General features: G+C 72.1%; 16 protein-coding genes and 1 riboswitch. Of the genes, 2 read left to right on the forward strand and 14 right to left on the reverse strand.

Annotated elements, in window-relative coordinates; all coding sequences use genetic code 11:
• The 3 genes from ACQPZG_RS05980 to ACQPZG_RS05990 all read right to left on the reverse strand — a co-directional run bounded on the left by ACQPZG_RS05980 (position 1) and on the right by ACQPZG_RS05990 (position 4310).
• On the reverse strand, positions 1-1884 hold the full coding sequence (locus tag ACQPZG_RS05980) for an ATP-binding protein (protein ID WP_433544773.1): 1884 nt from the start codon (positions 1882-1884) through the stop codon (positions 1-3).
• Between the two features lie 273 nt (positions 1885-2157).
• Positions 2158-3366 carry an MBL fold metallo-hydrolase gene (locus ACQPZG_RS05985; RefSeq protein WP_433544774.1) on the reverse strand — a complete coding sequence of 403 codons (1209 nt, stop codon included), beginning with the start codon at positions 3364-3366 and terminating at the stop codon, positions 2158-2160.
• 173 nt (positions 3367-3539) lie between these two features.
• Positions 3540-4310: an SIMPL domain-containing protein gene (locus ACQPZG_RS05990; protein WP_433544775.1), complete on the reverse strand. Its 771-nt coding sequence runs from the start codon at positions 4308-4310 to the stop codon at positions 3540-3542.
• A 226-nt stretch (positions 4311-4536) separates the two neighbouring features.
• Here ACQPZG_RS05990 and ACQPZG_RS05995 point away from each other — a divergent pair, with 226 nt between their 5' ends.
• A complete protein-coding gene (locus ACQPZG_RS05995; RefSeq protein ID WP_433544776.1) occupies positions 4537-5478 on the forward strand; it encodes a carbohydrate kinase family protein in 942 nt (313 codons plus the stop codon).
• Between the two features lie 74 nt (positions 5479-5552).
• Here ACQPZG_RS05995 and ACQPZG_RS06000 read toward each other — a convergent pair whose 3' ends face one another.
• Both ACQPZG_RS06000 and ACQPZG_RS06005 read right to left on the reverse strand, forming a co-directional pair.
• Positions 5553-6344, reverse strand: coding sequence for an SGNH/GDSL hydrolase family protein (locus tag ACQPZG_RS06000; protein ID WP_433544777.1), 792 nt, complete (start codon positions 6342-6344; stop codon positions 5553-5555).
• Between the two features lie 189 nt (positions 6345-6533).
• On the reverse strand, positions 6534-7583 hold the full coding sequence (locus ACQPZG_RS06005; RefSeq protein ID WP_433544778.1) for a M23 family metallopeptidase: 1050 nt from the start codon (positions 7581-7583) through the stop codon (positions 6534-6536).
• Between the two features lie 2 nt (positions 7584-7585).
• Positions 7586-7771, reverse strand: a riboswitch (cyclic di-AMP (ydaO/yuaA leader).
• Positions 7772-8146: 375 nt separating this feature from the next.
• Here ACQPZG_RS06005 and ACQPZG_RS06010 point away from each other — a divergent pair.
• Positions 8147-8956, forward strand: a complete 810-nt coding sequence (locus tag ACQPZG_RS06010) for a tyrosine-protein phosphatase (protein ID WP_433544779.1) — start codon at positions 8147-8149, stop codon at positions 8954-8956.
• 46 nt (positions 8957-9002) lie between these two features.
• Here ACQPZG_RS06010 and ACQPZG_RS06015 read toward each other — a convergent pair whose 3' ends face one another.
• From ACQPZG_RS06015 to hpnE, 9 genes are all read right to left on the reverse strand, one after another.
• Positions 9003-9260, reverse strand: coding sequence for a DUF6126 family protein (locus ACQPZG_RS06015; protein WP_433544780.1), 258 nt, complete (start codon positions 9258-9260; stop codon positions 9003-9005).
• A 1-nt stretch (position 9261) separates the two neighbouring features.
• Positions 9262-9870 carry a helix-turn-helix domain-containing protein gene (locus ACQPZG_RS06020; RefSeq protein WP_433544781.1) on the reverse strand — a complete coding sequence of 203 codons (609 nt, stop codon included), beginning with the start codon at positions 9868-9870 and terminating at the stop codon, positions 9262-9264.
• Between the two features lie 70 nt (positions 9871-9940).
• On the reverse strand, positions 9941-11368 hold the full coding sequence (locus tag ACQPZG_RS06025) for an aspartate aminotransferase family protein (protein WP_433544782.1): 1428 nt from the start codon (positions 11366-11368) through the stop codon (positions 9941-9943).
• A gap of 25 nt (positions 11369-11393) precedes the next feature.
• Positions 11394-13268: a 1-deoxy-D-xylulose-5-phosphate synthase gene (gene dxs, locus ACQPZG_RS06030; protein ID WP_433544783.1), complete on the reverse strand. Its 1875-nt coding sequence runs from the start codon at positions 13266-13268 to the stop codon at positions 11394-11396.
• Positions 13269-13443: 175 nt separating this feature from the next.
• Positions 13444-14466: an adenosyl-hopene transferase HpnH gene (hpnH, locus tag ACQPZG_RS06035; RefSeq protein ID WP_433544784.1), complete on the reverse strand. Its 1023-nt coding sequence runs from the start codon at positions 14464-14466 to the stop codon at positions 13444-13446.
• Positions 14467-14471: 5 nt separating this feature from the next.
• Positions 14472-15137 (reverse strand): 1-hydroxy-2-methyl-2-butenyl 4-diphosphate reductase, encoded by a 666-nt coding sequence (locus ACQPZG_RS06040; RefSeq protein WP_433544785.1) that lies wholly within the window; start codon positions 15135-15137, stop codon positions 14472-14474.
• A 41-nt stretch (positions 15138-15178) separates the two neighbouring features.
• The gene (gene shc / locus ACQPZG_RS06045; RefSeq protein ID WP_433544786.1) at positions 15179-17170 is read right to left on the reverse strand and encodes a squalene--hopene cyclase; all 1992 of its coding nucleotides are present in this window, start codon (positions 17168-17170) and stop codon (positions 15179-15181) included.
• Between the two features lie 137 nt (positions 17171-17307).
• On the reverse strand, positions 17308-18399 hold the full coding sequence (locus tag ACQPZG_RS06050; RefSeq protein WP_433544787.1) for a polyprenyl synthetase family protein: 1092 nt from the start codon (positions 18397-18399) through the stop codon (positions 17308-17310).
• Positions 18396-19808: a hydroxysqualene dehydroxylase HpnE gene (hpnE, locus tag ACQPZG_RS06055; RefSeq protein WP_433544788.1), complete on the reverse strand. Its 1413-nt coding sequence runs from the start codon at positions 19806-19808 to the stop codon at positions 18396-18398. The genes ACQPZG_RS06050 and hpnE overlap by 4 nt, the downstream gene beginning before the upstream one ends.
• Between the last annotated feature and the right edge of the window lie 30 nt (positions 19809-19838).

Raw genomic sequence — 19838 nt, forward strand, 5'->3', positions numbered from 1 at the left:
TCACTCCTTGGGGGTGGGGAAGTTCGCGTCTTCGGAGGGTGCTGCGTCGTGGGGTTCGGGGTGGACGGGGCGCGGCGTGCCGTCCACTTCGCGCGGGCGGTCGTCGGTCCGTACGTCGGCCGCCTCGGCCAGGCCGATGCCGCGCTGGAAGGCGGCCATCAGCCCGGGGTCGTGCAGTACGGGCTGGTCGTCCTCCTTGAACGGGGCGGGCCCGTCCTTCAACTGCGGGACGAGGTTCTCCTGGCTGCGCCGCCGGGGCAGCCGGGGCCTGCCGACCCGGCCCCGTACGGGACCCTCGGTGGCGGGCCGGGCGGCGCTGTGCACCGGTTCGGCGGGCACCACGAACTCCGGCGGTGCGGCGAGGCCGTGGGTGACGCCCGGGAGCGCTGCGGCCGGGTTGGGCCGCTCGGCACGCGCGCCCCGGACGGGCAGCGGCGCGGGGCCGGCGGCCCCGGGCGTCGGGTGCGGTTCCGGGCGTCCCTCCTGCGCGGGCGGGTGCCCGGTCTGCCGGGACGGGACGGGCTGCGGGGCGGGGGGTCGGGGCGGGGCGGGCTGCTGCGCGGCGGACGGGGCCGCCCCGGCTGTCGGCGGCGAGCTGCCCTGCTGCGCGGGCACTCCCCCGGCCGCTGCGGTGCCCGGCCGGTACGAGGCGACCGCGCCCGCGGAGTCCTGATCGTCGCCCAGCAGGCCCTCCGGGAGGACGAGCACGGCCTGCACGCCGCCGTAGATGTTGTTCTGCAGGCGGACGGCGATGCCGTGCCGGCGGGCGAGCGCGGAGACCACGAACAGACCGATCCGGCCGTCCTGAAGCAGGTGCTGCACGTTGACCTGGTCGGGATCGGACAGCAGCGCGTTCATCTTGTTCTGCTCGGTGACCGGCATGCCGAGCCCCCGGTCCTCCACCTCGATGGCGAGGCCCGCCGTCACGAACTGGGCGCGCAGCAGCACCGTCGTGTGCGGGGCGCTGAACACGGTGGCGTTCTCGACGAGTTCGGCGAGGAGGTGGATGACGTCGGCGACCGCGTGTCCGCGCAGCGTGCCCTCGATCGGCGGCACCAGCTTGACCCGCGAATACTGTTCGACCTCGGCGATGGAGGACCGCATGATCTCGCTCATGCTGACCGGGTTGCTCCACTGTCGGCGCGAGATGGCGCCCCCGAGCACGGCGAGGTTCTCGGCGTGCCGCCGGATGCGGGTGGCCAGGTGGTCGACGTGGAAGAGGCCCTTGAGCAGGTCCGGGTCCTCCACCTCGTTCTCCAGTTCGTCGAGCAGCTGGATCTCGCGGTGCACGAGCGACTGAAGCCGTCTTGCCAGGTTGACGAAGACCTCGACCTTCTGGTCCGTGCCCGCGCTGCTGGAGAACTGCGACGCCTGTACGACGGCGGTCACGGCCGCGTCGTGCGCCCGTCCCAGTTCGACCTCCAGGAGGTCGAACTCGTCGCCGCCGCGGGGGGGCCCGGTCGGCACGGCACGCCGCATGCCGGGGCTCTCGCCGCGGCGCAGGGCGTCCACCACCGCCCGGAGTTCCTCCTGGCTGCGGGCACTCGCGCGGCGCAGGACGTTGCACCGGACGGAGACGGAGCGCGCGGTGCGATGGGCGGCCAGCGCGGCCACCGCCACCGCGACCGCGGCGAGCACCGCCGCCACCGCGAGGCCCGCCCATAAGCTCTGTGTCGGCCGGGCGCCGGACGAACGGAACGTGTGGAGCACGGCGCCCGCTCCGCTCATGCCGACGACCACCGCCGGCAGCACGGCGGCCCGGAGCATCTGGGGACGCACGTCCGCCTCGGGAGTGGACGCCGCCGGGGGACGCACCCCTGATCGACCGTGCCGCCCGCCTTCGCGGCGGTCTGCTCGCGCGGAGGGTGCGCGAAGATGAGACATCAGCGTCCTCGGTACGTGGGGCCCCAGGGATTCGGTGGTGGACAGAGCACTCGCACAGGGCTGAACTCAACTCGGGTGATGCGGGCCCCCGTTGATCACCGGACACTCACAGTAGTCGGGAACGTTCCATGCGTGAGGGGCTGTTGGCGAACTTCCCCACTGCACGTCCCGCTACGGAATGACACCTCGTACAAGTGACCGAAATCAGCGACGGACGAAAAACCGGCCGCCCCGCAGTGCGGGGCGGCCGGCGCGACGTGGTCCGCGGCCCTTCTACGCCGACGCGGCCGTCTCCTTCTGCGCCAGCACGGCCGCCGTCACCGGACGTACGGCCTCCGGTGTCCCGGCATCCGGTCCGCGGGCGGCGACACCGCGCCACCAGGGGTCGGACGGCACGACGTCCGACGTGGGTTCGAAGGGCTCACCGGGGCAGGGCACGGCGATCCGCGCGGCGGCCCCTGCTGCCGCGGCGAGGGTGCCCTCGGCGGGCTCGTCCCAGGGGTGCGGGGCCAGGTTGAAGGTGCCCCAGTGGATCGGCAGCATCACGCCGTGCGGGCTGCCGCCCTGGAGGTCGAGGTGGGCGCGCATGCCCTCCTCGGGGGTCATGTGGATGTCCGGCCAGTGCGGGCTGTACGCACCGATCTGGATCATCGTCGCGTCGAACGGGCCGTGTGCGGCGCCGATGTCCTGGAAGCCTTCGAAGTAACCGGTGTCCCCGCTGTGGAAGATCCGGTGCTCGGGCCCCGCGACGGCCCAGGACGCCCAGAGGGTGTGCTGCTGGTTGCGCAGCCCGCGGCCGCAGAAATGACGGGCGGGGGTGGCGGTGAGGGTGAGTCCGGCGACCTCGGTGGACTCGTTCCAGTCGAGTTCACGGATGCGGTCCTGCGGCACGCCCCAGTGCTCCAGGTGCGCACCGACGCCCAGCGGGACCGCGAAGAGCGCACGGGTGGCGGCCAGCGCGCGGACGGTCGGCATGTCGAGGTGGTCGTAGTGGTCGTGCGAGATGACGACGACGTCGACGTCGCCCAGGGAGGCGAGGGGGACGGGCACGGGGTGCAGCCGCTTGGGTCCCGCGAAGCCGAACGGAGAGCAGCGCTCGCCCCAGACCGGGTCGAAGAGCACCCGGCTGCCGTCGATCTCGGCGAGGACGGTGGAGTGGCCCATCCAGGTCAGGCGCAGACCGGACGCGGGCGGCTCCGCCGTGTCGGCGAGGGTGGTCGCGTACACGGGAACGGTCCCCGCCGGGGCGCGCAGGACGCGCTCCTCCTTGCGGAAGTAGGTCTTCATGAGGCCGGCCATCGAGCCGGACGAGGGCCGCGCCGCGCGGGTGCCCTCGGGGTTCTGGAAAACGCCGTCGGCGAAGTTCGGGGAACGGCGGATGCGTTCCATGCGCTCCCCTGCGGGGTCGGCTCCGAACGCCGCCGTCCGCAGCCCGCGCAGCTTGTCGCGCAACGGCTTCTGCGGGGAATCCGCACTGGTCACGGCACCTCCAAGGGTCGACGTCACTCCATTATGTGCACCCTTGTGCGACCGCCGGGAAACGGGTCCGTGACCGACGGCCGCACAGCGAGGGGCGTTCTCGGAGGGAGAACGGTCACGGGCGCCGTCGTATGCCCGGACCGCTCTCCCCGCCGGAGCGTGCCGTCGCAGGGGGATCAGTGGAGTTCGTACACCGCGGTCACGGTGACTTCGTCCTTGACCTGGCCGGGGGCGAGGGACGCGGACGGCGGTGCGTCGGCGACCGCGCCCGGCGGCACGTCCACCGGACGTGGCCGGCCCGCGTCGGACTCGGTGAGCGAGACGAGCCTGCCGAGCAAACGTCCGCTGAGCCTCGCGTGCTGGGCGGCCTTCTCACGGGCGTCGAGGTGGGCGGCCCGCCGGGCGGCAGCGCGCAGCGGGGCGGCGTCGGCGACGTCGAAGCTCACGCCGTTGACGCGGCCCGCGTCGCCCGCCGCGTCCATGGCGGCCTGGATGACGGCGCCGGTGCGCGAGAGGTCGCGGACCCGGACGGAGAAGTTCTGTCCGGCCTGGTAGCCGATCAGCCGCTGGCTGCCGTTCTCGTACTCGTGCAGGGGGGTCAGGGAGAGGCTCTCGGTGCGTACGTCGCTGTCGGCGACCCCCTGCGCCCGTACGGCGTCGAGCAGCGCCCGGGCGGCGGTCGACTGCGCGGCGAGCGCCGTCCTGGTGGCCGGTGCGGTGGTTTCTACGCCCATCGCGACGAAGGCCGTGTCGGGAGTCGCGGTGGCTTCACCCGATCCGGTGACGGTCACGGTGGAGGGCGCGGGGCGGGCGGCGCCGACGGCGGCCGGTGCGGTGGTGAACGCCGCGGCGGGTACGGCACCCGAGAGGAGCAGGCCGCCGGCCAGGGCGGTGGCGACGAGCACCTGGGCGGACGTCCGGCGCGGGGAGCGGGAGGGCAGGGGCATGGGGGTGGGGTCCTTCCGAGGACCGGGCGGTGTGATGTCCCGGCGGTACAGGGTGGGGGACATCCCAGCACCCCGGGGCACGCCCGGTCCGCGCCACTCCGGCGAGAGGGCCGGAGTTCACCCTTCAAACCCCCTTGCGACAGGGCCGCGCATCCGGGCACGGCGCTGTCGCCGACCCGCCATACTGGGGCGTCGGTCGGTTCCGGGGCACGGAAAGGGGAGTGCGGTGTCGCAGCAGGGGCAGCAGGACGGCCCGGGCGAGGGCAGCGGGTACGACGTCCTGGTGATCGGCGGGAGCGGCGTCGACACGGTCGTACGCGTGGACGCGCTGCCGGTCCCGCTCGCGGACTCCGTGGGGGTCTCCCCCATCAGGGAATGGCCGGGGCACACGGGCGGCAACGTGGCGCTCGGCTGCCGGGCGCTCGGCCTGGACGTGAAGTTCCTCGACGTCATCGGCGACGACTGGATCGGCGGCGAGGTCCGGGAGCGGATGGCCAAGGGCGGCGTCGACTTCGAACCGATGATCTCGCCCGCGGGCACCCGCCGGGCCGTGAACCTCGTGGACCCGGCGGGCCGCCGGATGTCGTTCTACGACGCCAGGGACCCGGAGGGGCTGCGGATGCCGCGCGACTTCTACGCCCCGCACCTGGTCCGGGCCCGGCACGTCCACGTGACGATCATGGGTTTCGCCCGTCATCTGCTGGTGGACCTGGTCGAGTCCGGCGTGCCGCTCTCCACCGACCTGCACGACTGGGACGGGATCACGGACCACCACCGCGCCTTCGCGCTCAGCGCCGACCTGGTCTTCCTGAGCGCCGCGGGCGCGGGCGAGCGGATCGGTGAGGTGATGCGGGAGATCCTGCGGGAGGGCAGGGCCCGTGCGGTGGTCGCGACGGCGGGCGCGGGCGGTTCGTACCTGCTGACCCGTGAAGGCGGCAGCACTCCGCGGCACGTCCCGGCGACGGTCCCACCCGCCCCGGTGGTGGACTCCAACGGTGCGGGCGACGCGTACGTCTCCGGTTTCCTGTACGGGCGTCTCGCCGGCCGGGACCTGGAGGCGTGTGCCGGGCTGGGCGCGCTGGCCGGGGCGTACGCCTGCACCGTCGCGGGCAATGCGTCCCTCATCGGCCCGGAAGCGCTGGCGGCCGAACCTTCCGGTCCCGCCTGAGCCCTGGGGGCGCTCGGCGCGTCCGGTCGGCGGCGGCCGCTGCCCCCGGAGGCCGCGTCCGCGCCGACCGTGCCTCAGAGCGGCAGCAGATCCGGTCGCTTGGCTTCCACGTGGTCGCCGGAGCTCTCCCCGCGCAGTCGCCGTCCGATCCACGGCACGAGGTGCTCGCGGGCCCACTGGATGTTGTCGCGGCGCGCTTCGAGGGTGCCCCGCAGGGGTTGCGGCGGCCACGGCTGGTCGGGGTCGGCGGGGATCTCCAGGCCGAGGACCTGGCCGGCCCGCAGAGCGACCCGGGTGTGTCCCTCGGGCGAGAGGTGCAGCCGGTCGGGGTCCCAGGCACGCCGGTCCTGCACGGACTTCAGCGACCACAGGTCGAGGACGGGACAGCCGTAGCGGTCCGCGATGGCCCGTACGTGTGCCGAGTAGGTGGCGACCTTGCCGCGCATGTGGCGCAGCACGGGTACACCGCGGGTGTCGAAGCCGGTGGTCACCATGACGGTGCCGACCGCCGAGGTCAGCTCGGCGACGGCCTTCTCGAACCGTTCGGCCACGTCGTCGGGGTCGCTGCCCGGCCGGATGATGTCGTTGCCGCCCGCACAGAAGCTGACCAGGTCGGGCGCGAGCTCCTTGGCGCGCGGGACCTGGTCCGCGACGATCTGGTCGAGGAGCTTGCCCCGGACCGCAAGATTCGCGTAGCGGAAGGTGTGTTCGGGTACCCGGTCGTCCAGGAGGACGGCCAGCCGGTCGGCCCAGCCGATGAACGCGCCGCCGGGGCCGGGATCGCCCACACCTTCGGTGAAGCTGTCCCCGATCGCCGCGTACGACCCGATGGTGCCTGCTGTGAATGATCTCGAATCGTCTGCCACGTTGACACATCCTTCACCGTCGCAAGTGACCTACGCCACCGTAGGGAAGGGTGACGGTGGGTGAGATATGCCATCGGTCAAGTTTCGTTCAACCCGGAATACGGGCGGACTGTGGCGTACGCACCTCGCCCCCGCACCGGAGTCGGTACGGGGGCGAGGGCGAGCGGGGACGGGGCCGTCCGGGTGGCGTCAGATGGAGACGCCGTTGCTGCGCAGGTAGGCCAGCGGGTCGATGTCGGAGCCGTAACCCGGGCCGGTGCGGATCTCGAAGTGCAGGTGCGGGCCGGTGGAGTTGCCGGTGGAGCCGGAGTAGCCGATCTGCTGGCCGCCGGAGACGCTCTGGCCGGAGCGGACGTTCAGCGCGGAGAGGTGCGCGTACTGCGAGAAGCGGCCGTCGTTGTGCCGGATTACGACCTCGTTGCCGTACGAGCCGCCCCAGCCGGCGGAGACGACGGTGCCCGCGCTGACGGCCTTGACCGAGGTGCCGGAGGACGCCCGGAAGTCGACGCCGGTGTGGTAACCGCTGGACCAGCTGCCGCCGGAGGCGCGGTACGGAGTGGAGACGCCGGAGGGCACGGGCGCGCTGAAGCCGGAGCTGGAGCCGGTGTTCTGCGACGGGCGCTCGGTGCGCCGCTCGCTCTTCGCCGCACGCTGCTCGGTGCGCTCACGGCTCTGCTCGGTGCGCTGCTCGGCGCGCTTCTGGGCCTTCTCGGCCTTGCGCTCGGCGGTGCGCTCGGCCTTGCGCTCGGTGGTGCGTTCAGCCTTGCGCTCGGTGGGGGCGGCCTTCTTCTCCGCCGGGGCCGCGGCGGGGGCGGACGAACCGCCCGGCGCCTTCGCGCCGATCGACAGCTTCATGCCGGGGAGGATCAGCGAGGGGTCCTCGCCGACGACCGACCGGTTGTCGGAGTAGAGCTTCTGCCAGCCGCCGCGCACGTTCTTCTCGGCGGCGATCTTCGACAGGTGGTCGCCGCGCACGACGGAGTACGTACGGGTCGCGTCGGTCTTCGGGGTCGCCGCCTGCTCCGCCGTACGCTGCTGCGGCACTATCGCCGCCGGAGCCTTCTGCGACGTGAGCACGGGGGCCTCGGCCACCGGCGCCGCGGCCTTGTCGGCGGCGTGCGCGCCCGTGGCGCCGATCAGCGGGAGCGCCAGTGCCGCGCTCCCCGTGCCGGCGGCGACGAAGCCGCGGGTGAGGGACGAACTGGACTTCGGGCGGCGGTGCTTACCCTTTGCAGGCATGACGATTTCCTCTCCGGCGCCTACGGGGTGAGCTGTCGGGTTCGGGCTGGAGATGCCCGGCCGCGCTCGTCACGAGCACGACTTAACCCCTAGCCGGTCCGGCGGACTCTCGTCCTCCGGCGCCGGCGTACTACCTGGGTCCCCCGCTCCTGCCACACGAAGAAAGATGGGTGCGGTGCCCGGGTGGTGGCAGGACTCGGCGGTCCACCCGGATTGACGGTGACCGTAGGCGAGTGAAGGCCGCCGGAACAAGCCGTTCCCTTCTTCTCCCCGCCGTCAGCACCTCTTCTTCATGATTCTCACGCCGTTCCCGCTCCGCCCCTTCCACCACTTTCCGTCCCTGGCCTGCCTTTTGACGCCCCGCCACCTCCTGGCACATCACCCTTATGATCCTGCTCACTCGACTCCGGCACAGAATCGCCCATAAACCTCAATTGCTTCCAAAAAACCCAAGAGGCTGCACATCGGTTGCCTGAGGCATCGGTGTTGCGCCCATGTCGTATCTTCGGAACGCGCCCCTCGTCGGCCACGTCGCGCCGGCGAACGACCTTGAGGAGTCGCTCGTGACGCAGCAAGTGCCACAGGTCCCGTCGTCGGCCGAGCCCGACCTGACCGGTGTACGGAACTTCCGCGACGTGGGCGGGCTGCCCACCGCCGACGGACGCACGGTGCGGTACGGACGGCTCTTCCGCAGCGGGCATCTCGCGCACGCCACCGCGGCGGACACGGCCTTCCTCAATTCCCTCGGCCTGCACACCGTCTTCGACTTCCGCAACGACGCGGACCAGAAGCTGGAGGGCCCGGACGTCGAGCTCACGGGCGTGCGCAACGTCAACATCCCGTTGAGCGACCCGGCGGACGGCGCGGAGTTCTGGCGGATGGTGCGCGACGGCGGCATGGACCAGCTGCGGGAGATCCTGGACGACGGCAAGGCCGCGGCCCGCATGACGGAGGCGTACCGCCGCATCATCAAGGACCGCACGGCCGAGCACAGCCGGGTGCTGCACGCCCTGGCCGAGGACAGCGTGCCCGCGCTGATGCACTGCGCGGCGGGCAAGGACCGGGCGGGGTTGTCGGTCGCCGTGACGCTGCTCGCGGTGGGCGTCGAGCGCGAGGCCGTGGAGGCGGACTACGTCAAGTCGAACGACCCGCACCGCCGGTACCGGGTGCAGCGCAGCAGCGACTCCCCCGACGCGATGAACGCCGAGGTGCTGAGACTGCTCGCGCCGCTCTTCGACGCCCGCGTGGAGTACCTCGGCGCGGCGTTCTCCACGATCGAGGAGACCTGGGGCGACACGGAGACGTACCTGACGCAGGGCCTGAAGCTCGCCCCCCGGACGCGCGAGGCGCTGCGCGAGCGCCTCACCGTCTAGGGCCGCAGGGTGCGGGGGCGGCGGGGCGCGGACGCCCGCCCGGTCTTCAGCCCTTGCCGCCGAGAGTGAACAGCAGGTAGATGAAGGCCGCGAAGACGTGTCCCACGGCGACGTACAGGAAGACCCGGAGGACGAGGCCGCGCGGAGCCCTGTCCTCCACGAAGCCGAGGACGCCCGAGGATTTCCCCGCGCCGTCGTTCCAGTCGGCCTTCCTGCCGTCCGGTCCGCCCTCCCGGGCCATCTCGTCGGCGGCCCTGGCGATCGCGGCCATCGCGGCGTTCTGTGCTTCGGTGAGCTCCGCCATCTCATGACTCCTGGGGCAGGCAGAGCCCGGCGACGGTGCTCTGCATCAGCGTGTGGACGAAAAGCAGCTCCGCCCCGCCCGGTGTCACGGACGTGATCCGGTGCGGGGTGAGCGAGTCGAAGTGGGCGCTGTCACCCGCGTCCAGCAGGTGCACGGTGTCGCCGAGCGCCAACCGCAGGCGCCCTTCGAGGACGTACAGCCACTCCTCGCCGGGGTGCACCCGGACGAGGTCCTGCTGCGCCGCATGGGGGACGTGCACGCGCAGTGCCTGCATGGCGCGGCCGGAACCGCCCGCCTGCCGGTAGGTCCAGCCGTCGGCCTCGCGTGCGGCCATGTCACCGGCGCGCAGTACGGCGTCCCGGCCGCCGGCGCTCTCGCCGAGCAGCTCGGAGACGGTCGTACCGTAGATCCGTGCCAACGCGAGCAGCATCGGCAGCGAGGGCTGCCGCAAACCCGTCTCCAGGCGGGACAGGTGCGCCGGCGAGAGCCCGGCGCGCCGGGCGGCGGCCTCCAGGGTCAGACCGCTGCGGCGTCGCAGTTCGCGCAGGTGGGGAGCGACCGCGGGCAGCTCGGCGGAGTCGTCGGTGCTCTCCTCGGGCGGTGGCGTCATGCTCCCAGTGAGCCAGAGCGGTTGCCTCTGGGGCAAGTGCTTTGCCCCAGAGGCAAATGTCCCGGCCGGTTCAGCGGTGGGCGACAGCCTGTTTCACCAGGGTCCTGCCGAAGTCCCACATCAGCCCGCCGCCGCTGTGCGCTTCGTCCATCACGGCGGTGAACGCCGCGACGAACCGGTCGACCTCCTTCTCCCCCACGGTCAGCGGCGGGATCAGTTTGATCACTTCGAGGTGGTCGCCGGACACCTGGGTGAGAATCCGGTGCTTCTGGAGCAGCGGTACGACGACCATCTGCGCGAAGAGCCCCTTGCGGGCGGCCTGGAGCACGGTCCACCGGCTGCGCAGCTTGAGCGACTGCGGGCGGCCGAACTCGATGCCGATCATCAGCCCGCGCCCTCGCACGTCGTGCAGCAGCTCGTACCGGTCGACCAGCTCCGTCAGCCTGGCCTTGAGCAGGTCTCCGACGCGGCGGGCGCGGGCGACGATCTCCTCGTCCTCCATCACCGACAGCACCGCGAGTCCCGCCGCCATGGCCTGGGCGTTGGAGCCGAAGCTGGCCGAGTGGACGAGCACCCGGTCCATCGACGAGTACACCTTCTTGAAGATCCAGTCCTTGCCGAGCGTCGCGCCGACCGGCACGTACCCCCCGGAGAGCGCCTTCGCGACGCACAGCAGGTCCGGCTCCACCCCGTCCTCGTGCTGGTACGCGTAGAAGTCTCCGGTACGCCCGAGGCCGGTCTGCACCTCGTCGGCGATCAGGAGCGCCTTGTGCCGGTGGAGCAGTTCCTGGGCGGCGCGCAGGAAGCCGGGCGGCGACTCGTGCACGCCCTTGCCCTGGATCGGCTCGACGACGAACCCGGCGACGTCGCCGTGTCGCAGCTCCCGTTCCAGCGCGGCGAGGTCGCCCATGCGGATCGCGGTGTCGGGCAGCAGCGGTGCGAAGCCGTCCCGGAATCCGCTTTCGCCGTTGACCGAGAGCGAGCCGGTGGTCAGGCCGTGGAAGGCGTGCGTGCAGTAGAGGATCCGGGGCCTGCCGGTCGCGTAGCGGGCGAATTTCAGCGCGGTCTCCACTGCTTCCGTACCGCTGTTGCCGAAGAACACCCGGTCCAGGTGCGGACTGTGGGCGAGCAGTTTCTCGGCGAGGAGGCCGGGCAGCGGCTGGCAGTCGAAGCGGGTCAGGTCGGCGAGCGACGCGTCGAGCACGTCGTGCAGGGCCTTGCGTACGACGGGGTGATGGCGCCCGATGCCCATCACCCCGAACCCGGCGAGCATGTCGAGGTAGTCGTTGCCCTCGGCGTCCCAGAAGTACGCGCCCTCGGCCCGCTCGTAGACGCGGTCGAAGCCGATGGTGTGCAGCATGCGCGGCAGCTGGTGGTTGAGATGCCGCGCGTGCAGCTCGTAGCGCTCGCCGCCGCGCGCGGCGAGCAGTTCCGCCAGGTCGAAGCCCTTCTGGGCGTCCCCGGCCTCTTTCCGGTACTCGGGCGCGTCCTCGGTCATGCTTCGGCTCTCCTCTTCGACTCGCTCACTTCGGTCCGGCCTGCGCCAGCGCCGCACTGATCCGTCCGACGATCTCGACGGGGGTGAGCCCGATGTCGGCCAGTACCTCGCTCCGCTTGGCGTGCGCGAGGAACTGGTCGGGAATCCCGAAGGTCCGCAGGGGCACGTCGACGGAGGCGTCCCGCAGTGCCTGGCCCACCGCCGAACCGACGCCTCCCGCCCGCGAGTTGTCCTCGACGACCGCGACCAGCGAGTGCAGGGCCGCGAGCGGCGGCAGGGCCGGGTCCACGGGCTTGACCCAGCGCGGGTCGACGACCGTGCACCGTACGCCCCGCTCCCGGAGCAGTTCCACGGTCGCCAGGCACACTCCGGCGAGCGCACCCACGGACACGATCAGCACCTCGGAGCCGTCGTCCCGGTGCAGCACGTCCAGACCGCCGACGCGCTCCAGCGCCGGGTACTCGGGTCCCACCGATTCCTTCGGGAAGCGCACCACGGTCGGCGCGTCGTCCACCGCCACGGCCTCCCGCAGCTGCGCCCGCAGTTGTACGGCGTCGCGCGGTGCGGCGATGCGCAGCCCCGGCACGACCTGGAGGACCGACATGTCCCACACGCCGTTGTGCGAAGGTCCGTCGGAGCCCGTCACGCCGGCCCTGTCCAGGACGAACGTCACACCGCACCCGTGCAGGGCGACGTCCATCAGCACCTGGTCGAAGGCCCGGTTGAGGAACGTCGCGTACACGGCGAACACCGGGTGCAGTCCGCCGGTCGCCAGCCCCGCCGCCGACACCGCACCGTGCTGCTCGGCGATCCCGACGTCCCACACGCGGTCGGGGTAGGACTCGGCGAAGGCGGTCAGTCCCACCGGGTGGAGCATCGCCGCGGTCAGTGCCACCACGTCCGGCCGGTCCGCCCCGATCCGCACCATCTCGTCCCCGAACACCGACGTCCACGACGGCCGGCCGGCCGCGGCAAGCGGTGTGCAGGTCAGCGGGTCCATCGCCGCCACCGCGTGGAACCGGTCCGCCTCGTCCTGCTCGGCGAACGGGTACCCGCGGCCCTTCTCGGTGAGGCAGTGCACCAGTACGGGGCCGTGGAAGCGCTTGGCCCGGCGCAGCGCGGACTCCACGGCCGCCACGTCGTGCCCGTCGATCGGGCCGACGTACTTCAGCCCCAGGTCCTCGAACATGCCCTGCGGCGCGACGGCGTCCTTGAACCCCTTCTTGGCCCCGTGCAGCGACTCGTACAGCGGATGTCCGACGACCGGGGTGCGCTGGAGCACCTCCTTGCCCCAGGCGAGGAAGCGCTCGTAGCCGTCCGTGGTGCGCAGCGTCGCGAGGTGGTCGGCGAGTCCGCCGATGGTGGGGGCGTACGAGCGTTCGTTGTCGTTGACGACGATGATCAGGGGGCGGTCCTCGGCCGCGATGTTGTTGAGGGCCTCCCACGCCATGCCGCCGGTCAGCGCCCCGTCCCCGATGACCGCCACCACGTGGTCGGGCCGCCCGAGCACCTGGTTGGCCTTGGCCAGCCCGTCGGCCCAGCCCAGGACGGCCGAGGCGTGGCTGTTCTCGATGACGTCGTGCACGGACTCCTCGCGCGAGGGGTAGCCGGACAGTCCGCCCTTGCTCCGCAGCTTGGAGAAGTCCTGACGCCCCGTCAGGAGCTTGTGCACGTACGACTGGTGTCCGGTGTCCCACAGGATCCGGTCGGCCGGCGACTCGAAGACGCGGTGCAGTGCCACGGTCAGCTCCACCACGCCCAGATTGGGACCGAGATGGCCCCCGGTCCTGGCCACCGCGGAGATCAGGAACTGCCGGATCTCCTCCGCCAGCTCGACGAGCTGTGCTTCGTTGAGCGCCTTCAGGTCCTGCGGACCCCGTATGCCTTCCAGGATCGTCACGTTTCGGCCCCTCTCGGACTGCTGTTCAGCTCGGCGTGACGCCGGATCGGCCCGGGGCGCACCGGCGTCCTCCCTGCTCGCGCGCCGCCGGTCCCGCCCGGCCGCGCCACAGGATGCGGCGCGGGAGGTCGGGCCGGCAGCGCGGGGGCCCGGCCGGGCCCCCGCGGTCCTCACCTCATTCGCGGTTTCCGGAGACGGTCTCGCGCGCGGCCCGGATGGACTCCTTGAGCGAGCCCATGGTGGCGAGGACGGCCGTCGGCTCGTACCCGCAGTGCGCCATGCAGTTCGCGCACCTGGGGTCCTTGCCGCGCCCGTACTTGTCCCAGTCGGTCTCCTCGATGAGTTCGCGGTACGTCGGCACGTACCCGTCGCTCATCAGGTAGCAGGGCCGCTGCCACCCGAACAGGGAGTAGTTCGGGATCGCCCAGGCGGTGCACGCGAAGTCCGCCTTGCCCTCCAGGAAGTCCAGGAAGAGCGGTGAGTGGTTCAGCCGCCACTTCTTCCGATTGCCTCCCGCGAACGCCTTCCTGAACAGCTCCCGGGTCTGCTCGACGCCGAGGAAGTGCTCCTGGTCCGGGGCCTTCTCGTAGGCGTAGGCGGGCGAGATCATCATCTCGTCCACCTTCAGGTCGTCGTTCAGGAAGTCGAGCACCTCGATGATCGTCTGCGGGGTGTCGGTGTTGAAGAAGGTGGAGTTGGTGGTGACCCGGAAGCCGCGCTTCTTGGCCTCCTTGATCGCGGCCACCGCCTCGTCGAAGACGCCCTCCTTCGCGACCGACTCGTCGTGCCGCTCGCGCAGTCCGTCGATGTGCACGGCGAAGGCGAAGTAGGGCGACGGTGTGAACTTCTCGATCTTCTTGCGCAGCAGCATGGCGTTCGTGCAGAGGAAGACGTACTTCCTCTTCGCCACCAGCTGACGCACGATCTCGTCGATGTGAGGGTGCATCAGCGGTTCGCCGCCGGCGATGGAGACCATCGGGGCGCCCGATTCGAGCACCGCCCCCACGGCCTGCGCCACCGGCATGCGCTGCTTGAGCACGCCCGCCGGGTGCTGGATCTTCCCGCAGCCCTCGCACTTGAGGTTGCACGCGAAAAGCGGTTCCAGCTCGACGATCAGCGGGAACTTCTCGCGCTTGCGGACCTTCTGTTCGAAGAGATACGTCCCGACCCTGATGGACTGACGGAGCGGCATGGCCATCTGGCTCACCTCCTGGGGAGCAGCGAAGAACGGTGCCATTCGTGGAACGCGGGCAAAATGTGGCGCAGCACGCGGAAGGCCGATATTCCTCCGCCGAGCGTGCCCGGACGGAGGAGTTCGTGCTCGGGTGCGTCCACGACCACTCGAACAGCGGCAACGGGCCTGGGCCCGGCCCGCAGCGCTCCGGCGAGGGTGGCGGCCGACTCCATGTCGACGCCGATCGCCCCGGAAGCCCGCAGCGCGGCCCGCTCGGCGGTGCCGCGCACGACGTGGTCGCTGCCGACCAGCGGTCCGGTGTGGACCACCCGTTCCGGCAGGGCTCTGGCCACCGCTTCAGCCAGCAGTTGCACGTCCGTGCAGGGCGTGCTGCCGCGCCGGTCGCGGGTCTCGGTGGCGACGACGACGTCACCGGGGTGCATGCCGGTCGCGAGCCCGGCGCAGAACCCGGACGCGATCACCGCCGCGTCCTTGGCCGGGCCTTCGGCGAGCGTGCGGGCGATGGCGTAGTCGGCGGCCTCCGGGCCCATGCCGGTACGGAGTACGAGGACGGGCCCCGCCGCGCCGGTGCGGTCGCCGCCGCGCAGGGCGAGGCGTTCGACGCCGAGTGCGCAGGCGATCAGCAGCGGCGTGGTGGTACTGCCGGGTCCAGCCGAACCCGGGGATCGGGTCAATTCAGCCCCCTTGGACGGGCGTTGCGGGCGGTTGCTGGGCGTCAGGGCCTGGCGGCGGGGAACACCGGTTCCCCGTGGATGTACCGGCCGAGTGCGGTGAGTGGGAACACCTGCCGGTACAGGTGGTAGTTGATGGAGAAGTCCCAGGGGAACCCGGTGCCGGTGAAGTACGGCTCGTCCCAGGATCCGTCCGGCAGCTGGGTCTCGACGAGCCAGGCGATGCCGCGTTCGGTGGCCTTGCTGTCGCTCTCTCCCGCCGCGATGAGCGCGAGGAGCGCCCAGGCCGTCTGCGAGGGGGTGGACGCGCCGCGCCCGGCCCAGCTCTTGTCCTTGTACGAGCGCAGGTCCTCGCCCCACCCGCCGTCGTCGTTCTGGACGGATTCGAGCCAGGCCACCGCGCGGCGGATCGCGGGGTGGGTCCCGGGCAGCCCGGCGGCGGTGAGGGCGGGCACCGCGGACCCGGTGCCGTAGACGTAGTTGACTCCCCAGCGGCCGAACCAGGCCCCGCACTCCTCCTGTTCGGCGAGCAGCCAGGTGATGCCGCGCCGGGTGCGCGGGTGGTGCGCCTTGCCCTCGACGGCCAGCATCTCCACCACGTGGGCGGTGACGTCGGCGGACGGCGGGTCGATGACCTCGCCGAAGTCGCAGAACGGCAGCCGGTTGGGGAAGGAACTGGTGTTGTCGGCGTCGAAGGCGCCCCAGGCGCCGTTCTTGGACTGCATCCCGAGGTTCCAGCGCACTCCGCGGGCGATGGCCCCCTCGGTCCGCTCCCGGTCGGGGTGCGCGACGCGGCGCAGCGCGAGGATGACTTCCGCGGTGTCGTCGATGTCGGGGTAGTTGTCGTTGTGGAACTCGAACGCCCAGCCGCCCGGCGGGAGATCGGGTCTGCGGACCGCCCAGTCGCCCGGCCGCACGACCTCCTCCGCGAGCATCCAGTCGGCGGCCTTCACGAGCGCCGGATGGTCTGCGGGGAGACCGGCGTCGGCGAGCGCGATGGTGGCGAGGCAGGTGTCCCAGACCGGTGACTGGCAGGCTTCGATCATCCGGGCGCCGTCCTCGCGCCGGACCGCGAACCGGTCCAGGGACTCCAGCCCGGCCCGCATCACCGGATGTTGAAGGTCGTAACCGAGGAGGTGGAGGGCGATCAGCGAGTACACGGCGGGCGGCTGGATGCCGCCCCAGCAGCCGTCGTTCTCCTGCCGCTCGACGATCCAGCGGGCGGCGGCCCGCATGGCGGCGCGGCGCAGGGCGGGCGGCGCGAATCGGCGGTAGGCGTGCAGCGCCTTGTCGAGCCGCTGGAAGATGCCGTCCCAGCCGGTGGGCGGGGCGAGGGGCGCGGGCGGTCGGGGACGGCGGGGGTCGGTGTGCAGTTCGTCGAGGGCGAAGGGCGCGGGCCGTACGGGCCGTTTCGCGGAGACCACGGTCAGCGGCACGATGGTCTGGCGCGCCCAGCACCCGAAGTCGTAGATGTTGAGGGGCACCCACTTGGGGAGGAAGAGCAACTCCGGTGGCAGTTCCGGGAGATCGTCCCACTTCCACCATCCGAAGAGGGCCAGCCAGATCCGGGTGAAGACCCGGGTCGCGGCGATCCCGCCGCGTGCCCGCACCCAGGCCGCGGCCCGCCGCATGTGCGGGTCCTCGGGGAGGTCCCCGGCCAGCCGCAGGGCAACGTACGCCTCGACGGTGGCGGAGAGGTCGCCGGGCCCGCCGTGGAAGGTGGCCCAGGTGCCGTCCGCGCGCTGCTCGCCGCGGACGAAGAGCGCCGCCGCCCGGACCGTCTCCTCGTCCTGGATGCCGAGGAACTGTCGGAGCAACAGGTCTTCGGCGTCCATGGTGACGTTGGTTTCCAGGTCGCCCTTCCACCAGCCCTGAACGTCCTGCAGGGACAGGAGGTGCTCCACCGCGCGCCCCATGGCGCCGCGCGCCTCTTCGCGCGCATCGGGCACGGGGTCGGTGACCGCCGTGATCGTCATGCTGGCCGCAGCAGCCCCGGGGTCCACGGCCCCGGTGCTTCCGTCGGTCGTCGCTGTCATGGTTTCCCCTTCGTGCAGTCGGTCTGCTGCTGTGCTGGGGTTTCCGTCGTCCGGGCGGCCACGGGGACCGCCCGGACGGCGACTGCCTGAGATCGGGGGCTATCCCCCGGGGAGGCGCTGTGTCCGCCCGGTGGCCGTCACCTCTTCCGCACGACCACGAAGTCGGCGAGCGCGGTCAACTCTGCCCGCACCTTCTCCGGCATGTCGACACCGTGCAGCGCCTCGATGGCGACCGCGTGCTGGCGGCGGGCCTCCTGGCTGGTCCACTCGCGTCCGCCCGCCTCCTCGATGAGGGCCGCCCGGGTCGCGAACTCCTCCTCGGAGAAGGTCTCGAAGTCGTTGCTCCCGGCGTCCGCGGCGAGGAGTTCGCCGAGCTTCTCGGAGGCCGGTCCGCCCGCGGCGAGCGCCGCGACGACGGGCAGCGACTTCTTGCGCTGGCGCAGATCGCTCCACGTCTGCTTGCCGGTGGCGTCCGGGTCGCCCCAGATGCCGAGGAGGTCGTCGACGGCCTGGAAGGCGAGGCCGAGATGGTAGCCGTACGCCTCCAGGGTGTCGGCGGTCCTGTCGTCGGCCCCGCCGAGTACCGCGCCGATGGAGACGGCGCAGGCGAGGAGGGCGCCTGTCTTGTTGCCCTCCATCTCCAGGCACTCCTCGACGGTGACGCGGTCGCGGTGCTCGAAGGAGATGTCCTGTGCCTGACCGTCGATCAGCTTCCGGGTGGCGGTGGTCAGCCGGCGCGTCGCGCGGCCCGCCTCCACGGTCCCGATCTCCAGGAGGAGCTCGTTGGCGAGCGCGAAGAGGGCGTCGCCGACGAGGATGGCCTGTGCGGGGCCGTGCACCTTCCACACGGTGTCGCGGTGGCGCCGCTGCTCGTCGCCGTCCATCAGGTCGTCGTGCAGCAGCGAGAAGTTGTGGACGAGTTCGACGGCCACGGCGCCGGGGATGCCGACCTCCGGGGCGGCTCCGGCCGCCTCCGCGGACAACAGGGCGAGCGCCGGCCGTACGGCCTTTCCGCCGTCGCCGTCGGCGGGCCGGCCCTGGGCGTCGATCCACCCGAAGTGATAGGCCGCGACCGTGTCCATGGGCGGCGCGAGCCGGTCCACGGCGGCACGCAGCACCGGGGCGGACATGTCCCTGCCGCGCTCCAACAGCGCCGCGATGTCCACGGTGTCGACAGCCGGGTTCGCCGGGGTCACAGGCTCTCCTCTGGTTCCAGTTCTGGTGCTCATGCCGCCTCCAGTGGCGGAAGTTCATAGGGGCGGCCGAGCGCGGAGAGTGCCGCGGCGGCGGCACCGAGGCCACTGCGCACCGCGCTCTCCATGGTCGCGGGCCAACCGGTGTCGGTCCACGCCCCGGCCAGGTACAGTCCCGGCGCACGGGTGCGCGGCCCGGGGCGCAGGCGCCCGGTCCCGGGGGTGGGGGCGAACGTCGCGGTCCGCTCCCGGGTGACGAAGAAGTCCCGCACCACGGCTCCGCGCGCGGCGGGCAGCAGCCGTTCGAGCTCCGGGAGGTACCGCCGGCGCAGTGTGGCGACGGGCTCGTCGATCTCGCCCCGCGCGTCGGACTGCGAAAGGGCGAGGTACTGTCCGCCGCCCGTCAGTCCGGACGCCTCGGTCCGGTCGAAGACCCACTGCACGGGTGTGCCGAGCGCGGCGAAGAACGGCTGCCGCAGCACCTTGCGGTCGTAGACGACGTGCACGTTGAGGATCGGCGCGTACCCGATCTCCAGGAGCAGGTCGGGTTCGTCGAGCGCCTTGTCCGGCAGCAGGCCGTGCGTCTCCTTCTGCGGTACGGCGAGCACCACCGCGTCGGCGGTGATCGTCTCTCCCCCGGCCCCGACCGTCCACTTCCCGTCGTCCGCCCGCGAGAGGGAGTCGGCCTTGGTCCGCAGCTCGGTCCGGACGCCCGCCGAGTCGAGTGCCTTGCGGGTGAGGGTGTCGTGCAGTTCGCCGAGCGGCACGTGCGCCCAGCCGATGTCGGCCGCGCCCGGCTCGGAGAGCAGTCCGGTCTTGAAGACCTTGGCTGCCAGGGCGAGCGAGGCGTGCGGCGCGGTCGCGTTGAGCGTGGCGACGCCGACGAGGTCCCAGAGCGCCTGGATCGTACGGTCCGACTGCCCGTGCCGTGCCAGCCAGCTCGCGAAGTCGATGTCGTCCAGCGCGGGGTCCGCGAGGTCGAGGCCCCGCAGCGCGAGGGCGGCCCGTCCCACGCCCGCCCGTTCGGCGAGGGAGAGGTGGGGGTAGGCGGCGAGTCCGGCGGCCAGGTGCAGCGGGACGGGCAGGGCATTGCGCCGCAGCCTGCCGAGCCGGGGCCCGCGCGGGTTGCCGACGTCGAGGACGGGCACGTCCAACCGGCGTTGCAGCGGTGCGAGTTCCGCGCCCTGCACCCGGTCGAGGAGCCATCGGTAGGCGGTGCAGCAGCGCAGGTAGACGTGCTGCCCGTTGTCGACGGTCAGTTCCCCGCGCGGGAAGGAGAAGGCGAGGCCGCCGAGCCGGGGGCGTCCTTCCAGCAGGGTCACGTGGACGCCCGCGTCGGCGAGTTCGAGGGCGGCGGTCGTGCCGGCCAGGCCGCCTCCGATCACGACGGCGGTCTGTGCGGCACCGCTTCGGGTGTGTACGCGCGAGACGATGTCGCCCCTCATGACCCCTCCCCCGAACCGGCCGTGCAGCGG

Origin of the sequence: Streptomyces sp. CA-294286 (assembly GCF_050947155.1) — a bacterium.
Classification (GTDB): Bacteria; Actinomycetota; Actinomycetes; order Streptomycetales; family Streptomycetaceae; genus Streptomyces.